Raw genomic sequence first — 13,192 nt, 5'->3', positions numbered from 1 at the left:
CCCACGTGCTCCCCGGATCGGAAATCGGCCTCAGCCCGCCGCCGCGGCATAGCGTGACGCCGCCTCGGCGACCTTGCCCGCGTAGCTCGTCGCCGGGTTGTACGCCGCGATCGCGTCGCGCCAGCCCGACTGCGTGGTCAGGTCGCCGCCCGCCTGGCAGAGGTAGCGCGCGGCGGTCACCGCCTGCTGATCGACGTTCTGCGGATCCCAGCCGCTCGAGGCCCAGCGCATCCAGGTGGCGGGGATGATCTGCAGCGGGCCCATCGCGCGGTCCGTCTCGGGGTCGCCGTCCAGCGCTCCGCCGTCGTTGTCCTCGACGCGGTCGAACCGCGTGCCGTCCAGCGAGGGCCCGTAGATCGGCTCGGTCGGGCGCCCGTCCTCGCCGAGCTCGCCGCCGAAGATCGTGCCGTGGCGGCTCTCGACGTAGCCGATGCCGGCGAGCGTCGCCCAGTCGAGCCCGCAGCCGGGGTCGACGGAGGAGGTCAGCAGCGCCGCGCCCGCGTAGGCGGTGAGCGCCCGCACCGGGATCCCGCTGCCCTCGGCGGTTCCGGCGAGCCAGTCGCCGCTCGTGAGCTGCCGGACGGGCGTCGCCGCCGTCTCGTCCGGATCCTCGAGCAGTGCCGGGTCGGCTGCGGCGGGCGCGGCGGCGGCCGGCGGCACGGTCACCAGTCCGTCCTCGTACTCCATCGCGGGCTCCGCGGGACGGGTGCAGCCGACGAGCACGAGGCCGAGGAGCGGCAGGATCAGCAGGGCGGGGAGGCGGCGCACGGTCCCTTCGTACCAGGCGCGCCTCCGGATCCGCCCCGCCGGGGCGCGAAAGCTAAGCTCGAAGGCATGGCAGATTCAACGTTCGACGTCGTCAGCAAGGTCGACAAGATGGAGGCGGACAACGCCCTCAACCAGGCCCACAAGGAGGTCGAGCAGCGCTACGACTTCAAGAACGTCGGCGCCTCGATCGCGTGGAGCGGCGAGAAGATCCTGATCAAGGCGAACACCGAGGAGCGGGCGAACGCCATCCTCGACGTCTTCCAGACCAAGCTGATCAAGCGCGGCATCAGCCTCAAGAGCCTCGACTCCGGCGAGCCCTTCGCCTCGGGCAAGGAGTACCGGATCGAGTCGACGCTCAAGGACGGCATCGACCAGGAGCAGGCGAAGAAGATCAACAAGCTGATCCGCGACGAGGCGCCCAAGTCGGTCAAGTCGCAGATCCAGGGCGACGAGCTGCGCGTCTCGTCGAAGAGCCGCGACGACCTCCAGGCGACGATGGCGCTGCTGCGCGGGGCCGACCTCGACCTCGACCTCCAGTTCGTCAACTTCCGCTGAGGGATGTCGCACTCCGAGAGCACGCCGACCCGCCCCGGCATCGACGCCCCCGACGCGCGGGGCCGCACCGGCCTCGACCGCGAGGGCCACGACCTCACCGGCAACCCCGACGTGGTCGTCAAGTCGGTGACCCTCCTCTCCAGCCACTGGTACGTCCTGCGCACCACCGAGTTCGAGTACCGGCACCGCGACGGCCGCTGGACCACCGAGCACCGCGAGACCTACGACCGCGGCAACGGCGCGGCCGTGCTGCTCTACGACCTCGAGGCGCGCTCCGTCGTGCTGGTGCGGCAGTTCCGCTACCCCACCTACGTCAACGGCAACCTCGACGGCATGCTGCTCGAGGTGCCGGCGGGTCTGCTCGACGAGGACGGTCCGGAGGAGGGCGCGCGCCGCGAGGCGTCCGAGGAGACCGGCCTCGAGGTCGGCCGGCTCGAGCACGTCTTCGACGCGTTCATGAGCCCCGGGTCGATCACCGAGATGCTGCACTTCTACGCCGGTCCCTACCGCGCCGGCTCGAGCGACGGCGTCTACGCCGGGCTCGCGGACGAGGGTGAGGACACCGAGCTCGTCGAGCTGTCCTTCGACGAGGCCCTCGCGCAGATCGGCGTCCAGATCATCGACGCGAAGACGATCATGCTGCTGCAGTGGGCGGCCCTGAGCGGCCCGTTCTCGCGCTGACCGAGCAGCCCTCGACGAGCGCGAGTCTCGATACGCCGCTCCGCGGCTACTCGACCACCCTGCACTCCGCGCTGACGGAGCAGCCCTCGACGAGCGCGAGTCTCGATACGCCGCTCCGCGGCTACTCGACCACCCTGCGTTTCATGCTGGTCGAGTAGCCCCGCAGGGGCGTATCGAGACCCGCCACCGCGAGGACGTCGGTCTCCTCCCCGCCCTGCCCCGGCGCCGGAGGCGCCCCCTCCGCTCGAGACGCCCGCTTCGCGGGCTGCTCGATCAGCACAGACGTCCCCTCGCCTCAGGACGACCGTTTCGCGGTCAGGCCGTGTACGCCCGCAGTGCGTCGCCGGTACGGGTCTGCGCACCGGCGACGAGGTCGGCCGGCGTCCCCTCGAAGACGATCGACCCGCCGTCGTGCCCCGCCCCGGGGCCGACGTCGATGATCCAGTCGGCGTGCGCCATCAGCGCCTGGTGGTGCTCGATCACGATCACCGAGGAGCCGGAGTCGACGAGGCGGTCGAGCAGGCCGAGCAGGTTGTCGACGTCGGCCAGGTGCAGGCCGGTCGTCGGCTCGTCGAGGATGTAGACCGAGCCCTTCGAGGCCATGTTGATCGCGAGCTTCAGCCGCTGCCGCTCGCCGCCGGACAGCGTGTTCAGCGGCTGCCCGAGGGTGAGGTAGCCGAGCCCCACGTCCATGAGCCGGGCCAGGATCGTGTGCGCCGGCCCGGATCCGAAGAACTCGGCCGCCTCGACGATGGGCATCGAGAGCACCTCGTGGATGTTCTTCCCGCGCAGCCGGTAGTCGAGCACCTCCGCGGTGAACCGCTTGCCCTCGCACTCCTCGCAGATCGACGAGACGGTCGCGGCCGGGCCGAGCTCCGTGAAGATCAGCCCCGCGCCCTTGCAGACCGGGCAGGCGCCCGCGGAGTTCGCACTGAACAGGGCCGCCTTGACGCCGTTCTCCTTCGCGAAGGCGGTGCGGATCGCATCGAGCACGCCGGTGTAGGTGGCGGGGTTGCTGCGCCGCGAGCCGCGGATCGGCGACTGGTCGGCGACGATCACCCCCGGCCGCTTCGCCAGAGAGCCGTGGATCAGCGAGGACTTGCCCGACCCGGCGACGCCGGTGACGACGGTGAGCACCCCGAGCGGCACGTCGACGTCGACGCCGCGCAGGTTGTGCGTGGACGCGCCGCGGATCTCGGCGACGCCCGTGGGCCGCCGCACCTCGCTCTTGAGCGGCACCCGGTGGTCGAGGTGGCGCCCGGTGAGGGTGTCGGAGTCGCGCAGCGCCTCGACCGAGCCCTCGAAGCGGATCTCGCCGCCGTGCGAGCCGGCTCGCGGCCCGAGGTCGATGACGTGGTCGGCCACGGCGATGATCTCCGGCTTGTGCTCGACGACGAGCACCGTGTTGCCCTTGTCGCGGAGCCGCCGCAGCAGCTCGATCACCCGCGAGACGTCGTGCGGGTGCAGTCCGGCGGTGGGCTCGTCGAAGACGTAGGTGATGTCGGTGAGGCTCGACCCCAGGTGCCGCACCATCTTCACCCGCTGCGCCTCGCCGCCGGAGAGCGTCCCGGACTCGCGGTCGAGCGAGAGGTAGCCGAGCCCGACCTGCACCAGCGCGTCCAGCGTGCCCAGCAGCGCCTCGACGATCGGGGCGACGGAGGGGTCGCGCACCCCGCGCAGCCACTCCGCGAGATCGGTCGCCTGCATCGACGAGCACTCGGCGATGTTCCGGCCCGCGATCAGCGAACCCAGGGCCGCGCGGGTGAGCCGCGCTCCCCCGCACTCCGAGCAGGGGCCGAAGGCGGCCACCCGCTCGGCGAAGGCCCGGATGTGCGGCTGAGCCGCCTCCTTCGCGAGGTACAGGCGGGTCACCTTGACCACGAGACCCTCGTAGGTCATGTTGATGCCGGCGATCGGCATCTTGACGGCCGGCTTGTACAGGAAGTCGTCGAGCTGCTGAGGAGTGAAATCGGCGATCGGCACGTCGGCGGGATAGAGCCCCGATTCGGCGAGGCTCTTCCAGTACCAGCCGCCGACGACGAAGTTCGGGATCGCGTCGAGCGCTCCGCCCCCGAGCGACTTCGAGCGGTCGAGCAGCGCGTCGAGGTCGATGTCGGAGACGCGGCCAGTGCCCTCGCAGCGCGGGCACATGCCCTCGGGCAGGTTGAACGAGAACGCCCCGCTGGTGCCGACGTGCGGATCGCCGATCCGGCTGAACAGGATGCGGAGCATCGTGTAGGCGTCGGTCGCGGTGCCGACGGTGGAGCGGCCGTTCGCGCCCATCCGCTCCTGATCGACGACGATCGTCGCCGACAGCCCGTCGAGAGACTCGACGTCCGGCCGGGCCGGCGAGCCCATGAACTGCTGCAGGAACGCCGAGTAGGTCTCGTTGATCAGCCGCTGCGACTCGGCCGCGATCGTCCCGAAGACCAGCGAGGACTTGCCGGAGCCCGAGACGCCGGTGAACACCGTGATCCGGCGCTTCGGGATGTCGACGTCGACGCCGCGCAGGTTGTTCTGCCGGGCGCCGCGCACCCGGATGACGTCGTGCGGACCCGCGTCGCGCGGCCCCGCCTCTCCGAGGGTCGAGGGGGTCATGCGGTCTCCGTCCGTCAGCGGTGCCCGAATCCTAGGGGAGCCCTCCGACATCCGGGAGACGCCGAAGGGCCCCCGGATCGCTCCGAGGGCCCTTCCGACGGACGCGCCTCAGCTCGAGACGGTCTCGCCGCGCGAGATCGAGATCATGTCCTCGCGCGGGACGACCTTGACGCGGACGCGGCCCTGCGGAGCGCCGAGCGCCTGCTCGTGCTCGTCGAGGCGGTGCCAGCCGTCGAGGTCGGTGTAGGCGACGCCGCGCTCCTCGAGCAGGGCGACGACCGCCGACTCCTCGGGGTGCGCCGGGGTCCACCAGGACGCCTGATCGTTGAGCACGTGCCCGACGGTCTCCATCGCGTCCGACTTGGTGTGCCCGATCAGGCCGACCGGTCCGCGCTTGATCCAGCCGGTGGCGTACACGCCGTGCACCGGCTCGTCGTCGTCGTCCAGCACCTGGCCCTCGCGGTTCGGAATGACGCCGCGCATCTCGTCGAACGGCAGGCCGTCCAGCGGGGAGCCGAAGTAGCCGACGGCGCGGTAGACGGCCTGGACCGCGATCTCGCGGATCTCGCCGGTGCCGCGCGTGCCGCCCTCGCCGTCGGGCTCGGTGCGCTCGTAGCGGATGGCCGAGACGCGGCCGGTGCCGTCGTCGACGAGCTCGAGCGGCTTGGCCCAGAAGTGCAGGTGCAGGCGGCGCGAGGCGGAGCCGACCTCACGGGTGCGCCACTGGTTCAGCACCCGGTTGATCACCATGACCTGCTTGTTCGTCTCGATGGCGGCCTGCGAGGCGGCGTCGAGCACGAAGTCCTCGTCGGCGACGACCATGTCGACGTCGCGCAGCTCGCCGAGCTCGCGCAGCTCGAGCGGGGTGAACTTGACCTGCGCCGGTCCGCGGCGGCCGAAGACGTGCACGTCGGTGACGGGCGAGGCGGCCAGCGCGTCGTAGACGTTCGGCGGCACCTCGGTGGGCAGGAGGTCCTCGGCGTGCTTCGCGAGCATCCGCGAGACGTCGAGCGCGACGTTGCCGTTGCCGATCACGGCGACGGACGAGGCCTCGAGCGGCCAGGTGCGCGGCACGTCGGGGTGCCCGTCGAACCAGCTGACGAAGTCGGCGGCGCCGTAGGAGCCCTCCAGCTCGACGCCGGGGACGTCGAGCGGAGCGTCGCGGATCGCGCCGGTCGAGAAGATGACGGCGTTGTAGTGCCGCTTGAGGTCCTCGAGCGTGATGTCGGTGCCGAAGTGCACGTTGCCGAAGATGCGGATGTCGCCGCGGTCGAGCACCTCGCGGAGCGCCGTGATGATGCCCTTGATCCGCGGGTGGTCGGGGGCGACGCCGTAGCGGACGAGTCCGTAGGGCGCCGGCAGGTGCTCGAACAGATCGATCGAGACGTCGTACTTCTTCTCGGCCTTGATCATGAGGTCGGCGGCGTAGATGCCCGCGGGACCCGCGCCGACGATGGCCAGCCTGAGCTTGGTCATTGCATTCCTCCTGCCGGGGCGCCGAGGCGCGTCTCCGGACTCATTCCTGCGGCGCTCGAATGCGCGCCGCGACGATTCGGTCAGCCGTTGCGGTCGACGACCGTGTCGGCGAAGCGCGTGAGCGCCTTGCGGACCGGCCCGTCGGGCAGCGGGGCGAGGGCGTCGACGGCCTCATCGGCCCAGGCGTGGGCCTCGGCGAGGGTCTGCGCCGTCACGGGGTGGTCGCGCAGCTGCGCGATGGCGTCGGAGATGTCGGCGCTCTGCTCGTCGGTGTGCGCGATCGCGTCGTTCGTGCGGCTGACGTAGCTCTCGATCCGGGCGAGCAGCACGGCCGCGTCGCGGTCGGTCGCGGCGCGCTCCCGCAGGCGCAGGATCGGCAGCGTCGAGACGCCGGCGCGGATGTCGGTGCCCGGGTTCTTGCCGGTCTCCTCCGGCTGCGGCGAGAGGTCGATCACGTCGTCGACGATCTGGAAGGCGACGCCGATCTTCTCGCCGAAGACGCGCACCGCCTCCTCGAAGGGCGCGGGCGCCTCCGAGAAGACGACGCCGGTGCGGGCGGCGGCGGCGATCAGCGAGCCGGTCTTGTCGGCCAGGACGCCGAGGTAGTGCTCGACCGGGTCCTCGCCGGCGCTCGGGCCGACGGTCTCGTGCAGCTGGCCGAGCACGAGGCGCTCGAAGGTGTCGGTCTGCAGCCGGATCGCGCGCTCACCGAGCTCGGTCATCAGCTGGTTCGCCCGGGCGAAGAGCAGGTCGCCGGTGAGGATGGCGACGTTGTTGCCCCAGACGGTCTGCGCCGAAGGAACGCCTCGGCGCTTCTCCGCCTCGTCCATGACGTCGTCGTGGTAGAGCGAGCCGAGGTGCGTGATCTCGATGGCCTGCGCGGCGCTGAGCACCTCGGGGGTGTTGCCCCGGCCGAGCTGCGCGGTGAGCAGGGTGAGCATCGGCCGCACCCGTTTGCCGCCGGCCTCGAGCAGGTAGCGCGTCGAGACGTCGGCGACCGCGTCCGCGAAGGACAGCTGCTGGACCATGCCGGCCTCGACCCGCTCGAGCCCGTCGTCGATCGCGCGCGCGAGAGCGCGGTCCGGAGCGGTCGAGAAGATGCGCTCGGAGAGGCCGAGCTGCGCCGTCAGAGACGGACTGCGGCGGGCGACGGGCGCACTGGCGTTCACACTCAAACCCTAACGTCTCGGCCCGGCAGGCCCCTGGGCGCGCATCAGGTCACCGCGATCGGCTTGATCCCGCGGTGCAGGGCCACGATCCCGGCGGTGAGGTCGCGGTAGGCGACGCGCTCGAAGCCGGCGGCACGGAGCCAGCCCGCGACGACCTTCTGCTCGGGCCAGGCGCGGATGGAGTCGCCGAGGTAGTCGTAGGCCGGGTCGTTGGAGGAGGCGAGGCCGACGATCACGGGCATGACCTTCGTCAGGTAGAAGTCGTAGGCGACGGCGAGCGGCTTGAGCGGCGGGGTCGAGAACTCGCAGATCACGACGCGGCCGCCGGGCTTGACGACGCGGAAGAACTCGGCGAGCGCCGTCCGCGGCTCGGAGACGTTGCGCAGGCCGAAGGAGATGGTGACGGCGTCGAAGGAGTCGTCCTCGAAGGGGAGCTTCATCGCGTCGGCGAGGACGAACTCGATGAGCTCGTTCTCGGCGTGCCGGCGGCGGCCGACCGAGATCATCCCGCGGGAGAAGTCCGCGGCGACGACCTGCGCTCCGGAGCGCGCCAGCGAGGCGCTCGAGGTGCCGGTGCCGGCCGCGACGTCGAGGATCCGCTCGCCCGGTGCCGGGTTGACGGCGCGGGTCGTGGCGATCCGCCAGAGGTGGTCGTTGCCGACGGACAGGACGGTGTTCGTCAGGTCGTAGGCGGGCGCCACCGTGTCGAACATGGCAGCGACCTCGTCGGGCCGCTTGGTGAGGTCTGCCTTTGTCACGATCAACGAGTCTAGGGCGAGGAGCGGAGTGGCGGCTGTGCATCCACTGCCCTTGCACATCCGCTCAGGCGACCGGCGCCGGACCGGCGGAGCCGCGCGGAGGGAGCGGGACGGGGCGGAGGTGCCGGGGCCGCCTTGCTCCGCCTAGCTGCGGCGGCCCCGGACGAGGAAACCGTAGCAGCGGACCCCCGGGCGAGGGTGGTCCCGGCGCACAACGTCTCGCTTTCCGACGCGGGCGTACTGTGGAGCAGTGACATCGACCGGGGCCGGAGCTCCTCCCCTCCACGCCGAGACGACACCGCTCGACGGTCCGCACGAGCTGATCACCCGCGTCGATCCGCGGCAGCCGCTGCTCTGGCAGCGCGGCGGCGCAGGACTGGCCGGGCTCGGCGAGGCGCTGCGGCTGGAGTTCTCCGGCCCGGATCGCATCCGCGAGGCCTCCGCCGCGTGGCGCGAACTGTCGGCTGCGGCCGTCGTCGCGAATCCGCTCGGCGCCCCGGGCACGGGACTGGTGGCCTTCGGGGCCTTCGCCTTCTCCAGCCGGTCGAGCGCGACGAGCGTCCTGATCGTCCCTCGCGTGGTCATCGGCTCGCGGGGCGGGCGGTCGTGGGTGACCCGCATCCGGACGGCCGACGAGACGGCCGGCTCGACGGCGGTCCGCGCTCCGCTGCCCTTCGGCGACGAGTTCCGCCTCCCCCTCCTCCCCGGCGCGATGACGCCGGACGCGTATCGAGCCGCGGTCGCGTCGGCCGTCGGCTCGATCCGCTCGGGCGCCCTCGAGAAGGTCGTCCTCGCCCGGGACCTGCAGGGACGGCTCCCCCGGGACGCCGACCGCCGTCGGCTGCTCCGCGATCTCGCGAACGGCTACCCGGACTGCTGGACCTTCGCGGTCGACGGCTTCCTCGGCGCGAGTCCCGAGACGCTCGTGGGGGTCGACCAGGGCGCGGTCACCGCGCGCGTCCTCGCCGGCACCAGCGCGCGCGGCGGCGACGCGGAGGAGGACGCCGCGATCGTGCGCGCCCTCCTCGCGAGCCCGAAGGACCGCTCCGAGCACGCGTTCGCCATCGCCAGCCTGCTGCGCGAGCTCCGGCCGCACACCGGTGCGCTCACGACCACTCCGGAGCCCTTCGCTCTGAAGCTGCCGAACCTGTGGCACCTCGCGACCGACGTCCGCGGGACGCTCGACGACGCCTCGACCGCGCTCGACCTCGTCGACGCCCTGCACCCGACCGCCGCCGTCGCCGGCACGCCGACCGACCGGGCGCTCGCCCTGCTGGAGGAGCTCGAGCCGTTCGACCGCGGCCGCTACGCCGGTCCGGTGGGCTGGATCGACGGCAACGGCGACGGCGAGTGGGCCGTGGGGCTGCGCAGCGCGCAGGTCACCCCCGACGGCGCGGTCACCGCGTGGGCCGGTGCGGGCATCGTCGCGGACAGCGACCCCGCCACCGAGCTCGCGGAGACGGGCATGAAGTTCCGGCCGATCCTCGACGCCCTGAGCTGACGGCCGCGGCCGCCGGGGCGGGAGATCAGCGCTCGAGCACGATCTCGACGATGCCCGGTCCCTCGCCCGGCGAGGTGAGCGCCTGCTCCAGCTCGCCGCGGGTGGCGACGAGGCGGTGCGACCAGCCGTAGGCCGTCGCCAGGGACGCGATGTCGACGGTCTGCGGCGTGAACTGCACGCGGTCGAAGGCGTCGGGCGCCGAGCTGGTGGCGACCTCGAGGCCGTCGAATATGGTGCCGCCGCCGTCGTTCACCACGACCAGCTGCACCCGGGGCCGGCGCTCGCCCGGGGCGAGCAGCAGTCCGCCCGCCTCGTGCAGGAGCGTGAGGTCGCCGAGGACGACGCGGGTGGCGCCGCCCGAGCCCGCATCGGCGGACTGCGAGGCGACGGCGATGCCGAGAGCGGTCGAGACCGTGCCGTCGATGCCGGCGAGCCCGCGGTTGGAGTGCACGGTGATCCGCTTGCCGGGCAGCGAGCCGTCCGCGACGCGGATGAGGCGGGAGGCACCGAAGAGCAGGCGGTCGTGCGGCCAGGTGACGCGCCAGACCGCGGCGACGACGAACTCGCGGGTGAGCGGCGCGCGGATCGCTGTCAGGGCGTTCCGAGCGTAGCCCCGGCGGTCCTCGATCGACATCGAGCCGCCGTCGGGCGCCTCGGGGATCGCGTCGGGGTCGGCGTCGGCCACGAGCGCGCGGCTCGCCGACACCCAGGAGCCGGCCCAGGCGCGCTCCGACCGCTCGGGCCGCGGCGAGTCCTCGGGACGGACGACGGCGAGGGCGCGGACGCTGCGCGCACGGCGGCCGGGGTTGTAGAACTCGCGGCGACCGCGGTCCACGACGATCACCTCGACGTCCTCGCGGCGCAGCAGCTCCGGGACCTCGCGGGAGAGGGTCGGGTGGCCGAGGACGATCGCCCGGCGGACGCGGCCGCCGAACCCGGGCTCGGCGAGGAGGCGTCGCCAGGCGACGACGAGCTGCGGACCGAAGCGAGCCCCGGAGGAGACCTCGGCGAGCAGTGGCCAGTCGCCGGCGCGGGCGAGCGCCTCGGCCTCGGCCCCGGCCTTGTCGCCGGCGATGACGACGGTGAGGGGCTCGAGCGGGCCGGCGGCGATCGTCTCCGGGGCGACCGCGGCCTCGTCCGGGGCCGGTGCGGCGGATCCGGGCTCGGGCACGTCGAAGGCGGGCAGGCGCGAGGACAGCGGGTCGCGGAAGGCCAGGTTGAGGTGCACGGGGCCGCCCGGGCGGGATGCCGCGGCGTGCGCGCGGTCGGCGAGGGCGCAGGCCGACTCCGCCGGCGTCTGCGCGTCGGGGGCGGCGACGTCCTCGAAGAGGCGGACGGCGCGGCCGAACAGCTCGACCTGGTCGGTGGTCTGATTGGAGCGGATGCCGCGCAGCTCGCCGGGGCGGTCGGCCGTGAGCACGATCAACGGCACGTCCGACGCGTCGGCCTCGAGCACGGCGGGGTGCAGGTTGGCGGTCGCGGTACCGGAGGTCGTGATCAGGACGGCGGGCGAACCGGTCTCGAGTGCGAGGCCGAGGGCGAGGAAGCCGGCGGAGCGCTCGTCGATCCGGACGTGCAGCCGGATGCGGCCGCGGGTCTCGAGCTCGGCCGCGACGAGCGCGAGCGCCTGGGAGCGGGAGCCGGGTGAGACGACGACGTCGCGGACGCCGAGCGCGACAAATCGGGTGAGGAGGTCGACCGCGAAACGGGTGGAGGGGGCGACCGGAGCCGCGTCAGGCATCCCGACGGCCGGTGCCGTCCGACTCGCCGGAGTCGTCGAGATCGGCGAGGTCGCGCTCGAGCTGGGCGATGCGCTCGGCCTGCTCGCGCTCCTTCTCCGGATCGCGCTCGCGGCGGAGGGTGCCGAGGAAGTCGGGGTCGTCGTCCGGAGCCGTGAAACGGCGGCCCTCGGAGCGCTGCTTGCGAGGGCGGCCGATCCAGAACCAGAGGCCCGCGCCGATGATCGGCAGCAGGAGGACCACGAGGACCCACGACCACTTGGGGATCGCGCGCACCGAGTGGCGATTGCTCAGGGCGACGTCGATCACGGTGTAGACCGTGAAGACGGCGAGGGCCACGAGCAGGCCGATGAACAGGCGGATCATGGTGTCCAGTGTACGTCCGGGTTCCTCGAAGGATCCGGGCGCACGGATGCTGGACAGGGAGCTCCCGGGGTGCTCACGGACGCGCATGCAGGGGCCGACGTACACTTGTCCGGTGAAACTGAGCCGCGCGGTCGTCGTCTACTCGCTCCTGCGTCTGGCCATGTTCGCCGGCGTCTTCGTGCTGGTGTACCTGCCGGCGCGCTCCTTCGTCGACTCCGAGCTGACGGCGGCGGTGACCGCCGGCTTCGTCGCCGCCATCGCGAGCATGTCGCTCTCCTACATCGTGCTGCGCAAGCCCCGCGAGCGGATCGCCGAGGCCATCTACGACCGCCGCAAGGACGTCCCGCGCACGCCCACCGACGACGACATCGAGGACGCCGCGGTCGACGCGGCCCGCGACGGCCGCCCGGGCGCCTGACCCCGCCGCGCGATCGGCCTGCTCGCCCCGCCGCTCGGTGACGGTGGGTCTCGATACGCCCCTGCGGGGCTACTCGACCAGCATGAGGCGCACCACACCGGCATGAGGCGCTCGGGAGGCGCACCACACCGGCATGAGCCGCGCGGGACGCGCACCACGCGGTCAGAAGGCGAGGGCCGCGCCGAGGATCGCGGCGTAGGCGAGGCCGCTCAGGCTGGTCAGCTGCAGGGCGAGGATGAGCTCCTTCGCCGTGCGCGCGGTCAGGGTGATGAGGATGGCCGGCAGGACCGCCAGCAGGACGAAGAGCGTCAGCCAGGCGAGCGGGTAGAACAGCGCCAGCACGACCGCGATCCCGAACGGCACCAGCACGAAGGCGCTGTACATCGCCCGCGCGATGGTCGGGCCGACGACGACCGCGAGGGTCCGCTTGCCGGAGAGGCGGTCCGTCGGGATGTCGCGGATGTTGTTGACCATCAGCACGGCGCAGGCGAACAGGCCCGCGGCGACGGCGCCGAGCCAGGACTCCTGGTTCGCGCGGCCGATCTGCACGAACGTGGTGCCGACGGTGGCGACGAGTCCGAAGAACACGAAGACGAAGAGCTCGCCGAGGCCGAGGTAGCCGTAGGGGCGCCGGCCGCCGGTGTAGAACCAGGCGGCGGCGATCGCGGCGGCGCCGATGATCAGGAACCACCAGAAGCCGGACAGGAAGGTCAGCACGAGGCCCGCGACGCCCGCGATCCCGAAGAAGACCAGCGCGACCGTGAGCACCGCGCGGGGCTTCGCGGCACCCGATCCGGTGAGCCGCGAGGGGCCGACGCGGTTCGCGTCCGTGCCGCGGATGCCGTCGGAGTAGTCGTTGGCGTAGTTCACGCCGATCTGCAGGGCGAGCGAGACGACGAGGCAGAGCAGGGCGCGCACCCAGTGCCAGCCCTCGTCGGTGACCTGCGTCGCTCCGGTGCCGATCAGGACGGGGGCGATCGCGAGCGGGAGGGTCCGCAGCCGGGCTCCGGCGATCCACTCGCGCGGGCCGGCGGGCTGCACGACGACGCGGCGGGGGTCGCCGCCGGGGCGACCGCTCCGGGGCTTCGCCGACGGCTTCTTCTTGCGACTCGAACTCGACACGGAGGGAATCCTACCGAGTGGTCCCTGCCCGTCCCGGGCCG

At 72.5% G+C, this 13,192-nt stretch carries 13 protein-coding genes; 5 read left to right on the top strand and 8 right to left on the bottom strand.

Features of this window, described 5'->3' with window-relative positions:
* Positions 1 to 30: 30 nt before the first annotated feature.
* Positions 31 to 768 (bottom strand): hypothetical protein, encoded by a 738-nt coding sequence (locus MT355_RS01900; protein ID WP_243598325.1) that lies wholly within the window; start codon positions 766 to 768, stop codon positions 31 to 33.
* Positions 769 to 834: 66 nt separating this feature from the next.
* On the opposite strand from MT355_RS01900, the gene MT355_RS01895 reads away from it, so the two are divergent.
* From MT355_RS01895 to MT355_RS01885, 3 genes are read left to right on the top strand one after another with little or no spacing between them, the layout of a single operon-like run.
* Positions 835 to 1,323, top strand: coding sequence for a YajQ family cyclic di-GMP-binding protein (locus tag MT355_RS01895; protein ID WP_123447856.1), 489 nt, complete (start codon positions 835 to 837; stop codon positions 1,321 to 1,323).
* 3 nt (positions 1,324 to 1,326) lie between these two features.
* A complete protein-coding gene (locus MT355_RS01890; protein WP_160090654.1) occupies positions 1,327 to 2,004 on the top strand; it encodes an NUDIX domain-containing protein in 678 nt (225 codons plus the stop codon).
* Complete coding sequence (locus MT355_RS01885) at positions 1,971 to 2,162, top strand: hypothetical protein (RefSeq protein ID WP_243598324.1); 192 nt, start codon at positions 1,971 to 1,973, stop codon at positions 2,160 to 2,162. Before MT355_RS01890 ends, MT355_RS01885 begins: the two co-directional genes overlap by 34 nt.
* A 157-nt stretch (positions 2,163 to 2,319) precedes the next feature.
* On the opposite strand, the gene MT355_RS01880 is transcribed toward MT355_RS01885, so the two are convergent.
* The 4 genes from MT355_RS01880 to ubiE form a co-directional block, all read right to left on the bottom strand.
* The gene (locus MT355_RS01880) at positions 2,320 to 4,602 is read right to left on the bottom strand and encodes an excinuclease ABC subunit UvrA (RefSeq protein WP_243598323.1); all 2,283 of its coding nucleotides are present in this window, start codon (positions 4,600 to 4,602) and stop codon (positions 2,320 to 2,322) included.
* 108 nt (positions 4,603 to 4,710) lie between these two features.
* A complete protein-coding gene (locus tag MT355_RS01875) occupies positions 4,711 to 6,078 on the bottom strand; it encodes an FAD-dependent oxidoreductase (protein ID WP_243598322.1) in 1,368 nt (455 codons plus the stop codon).
* A gap of 80 nt (positions 6,079 to 6,158) precedes the next feature.
* Positions 6,159 to 7,247 carry a polyprenyl synthetase family protein gene (locus MT355_RS01870; protein ID WP_243598321.1) on the bottom strand — a complete coding sequence of 363 codons (1,089 nt, stop codon included), beginning with the start codon at positions 7,245 to 7,247 and terminating at the stop codon, positions 6,159 to 6,161.
* Positions 7,248 to 7,291: 44 nt separating this feature from the next.
* Complete coding sequence (ubiE, locus tag MT355_RS01865; RefSeq protein ID WP_243598320.1) at positions 7,292 to 8,005, bottom strand: bifunctional demethylmenaquinone methyltransferase/2-methoxy-6-polyprenyl-1,4-benzoquinol methylase UbiE; 714 nt, start codon at positions 8,003 to 8,005, stop codon at positions 7,292 to 7,294.
* A gap of 250 nt (positions 8,006 to 8,255) precedes the next feature.
* Between ubiE and MT355_RS01860 the strand changes: the two genes are divergently transcribed.
* Positions 8,256 to 9,506, top strand: coding sequence for an isochorismate synthase MenF (locus MT355_RS01860; RefSeq protein WP_243598319.1), 1,251 nt, complete (start codon positions 8,256 to 8,258; stop codon positions 9,504 to 9,506).
* 25 nt (positions 9,507 to 9,531) lie between these two features.
* On the opposite strand, the gene menD is transcribed toward MT355_RS01860, so the two are convergent.
* Together menD and MT355_RS01850 are read right to left on the bottom strand one after the other, a co-directional pair.
* Entirely contained in the window at positions 9,532 to 11,247 is a 1,716-nt protein-coding gene (menD, locus tag MT355_RS01855) for a 2-succinyl-5-enolpyruvyl-6-hydroxy-3-cyclohexene-1-carboxylic-acid synthase (protein ID WP_243598318.1), read from the bottom strand.
* Positions 11,240 to 11,611, bottom strand: a complete 372-nt coding sequence (locus MT355_RS01850) for a PLD nuclease N-terminal domain-containing protein (protein ID WP_123447864.1) — start codon at positions 11,609 to 11,611, stop codon at positions 11,240 to 11,242. The genes menD and MT355_RS01850 overlap by 8 nt, the downstream gene beginning before the upstream one ends.
* A 112-nt stretch (positions 11,612 to 11,723) precedes the next feature.
* Between MT355_RS01850 and MT355_RS01845 the strand changes: the two genes are divergently transcribed.
* Positions 11,724 to 12,029 (top strand): DUF4229 domain-containing protein, encoded by a 306-nt coding sequence (locus MT355_RS01845; RefSeq protein WP_243598317.1) that lies wholly within the window; start codon positions 11,724 to 11,726, stop codon positions 12,027 to 12,029.
* Between the two features lie 162 nt (positions 12,030 to 12,191).
* On the opposite strand, the gene MT355_RS01840 is transcribed toward MT355_RS01845, so the two are convergent.
* Positions 12,192 to 13,151, bottom strand: coding sequence for a 1,4-dihydroxy-2-naphthoate polyprenyltransferase (locus MT355_RS01840; RefSeq protein WP_372487876.1), 960 nt, complete (start codon positions 13,149 to 13,151; stop codon positions 12,192 to 12,194).
* Between the last annotated feature and the right edge of the window lie 41 nt (positions 13,152 to 13,192).

The organism is Rathayibacter sp. VKM Ac-2929 (assembly GCF_022815495.1).
GTDB lineage: Bacteria > Actinomycetota > Actinomycetes > Actinomycetales > Microbacteriaceae > Rathayibacter > Rathayibacter festucae.
Note: the sequence above shows the minus strand (reverse complement) of the source record. Positions and strands in the feature narration are given on the sequence as shown.

Bases quoted from the DNA above. Each gene is read 5' to 3' on its own strand.
- MT355_RS01875 (WP_243598322.1), bottom strand. From the start codon at position 6,078: ATGACCAAGCTCAGGCTGGCCATCGTCGGCGCGGGTCCCGCGGGCATC.
- MT355_RS01895 (WP_123447856.1), top strand. From the start codon at position 835: ATGGCAGATTCAACGTTCGACGTCGTCAGCAAGGTCGACAAGATGGAG.
- menD (WP_243598318.1), bottom strand. From the start codon at position 11,247: ATGCCTGACGCGGCTCCGGTCGCCCCCTCCACCCGTTTCGCGGTCGAC.
- MT355_RS01890 (WP_160090654.1), top strand. From the start codon at position 1,327: ATGTCGCACTCCGAGAGCACGCCGACCCGCCCCGGCATCGACGCCCCC.
- MT355_RS01880 (WP_243598323.1), bottom strand. From the start codon at position 4,602: ATGACCCCCTCGACCCTCGGAGAGGCGGGGCCGCGCGACGCGGGTCCG.
- MT355_RS01850 (WP_123447864.1), bottom strand. From the start codon at position 11,611: ATGATCCGCCTGTTCATCGGCCTGCTCGTGGCCCTCGCCGTCTTCACG.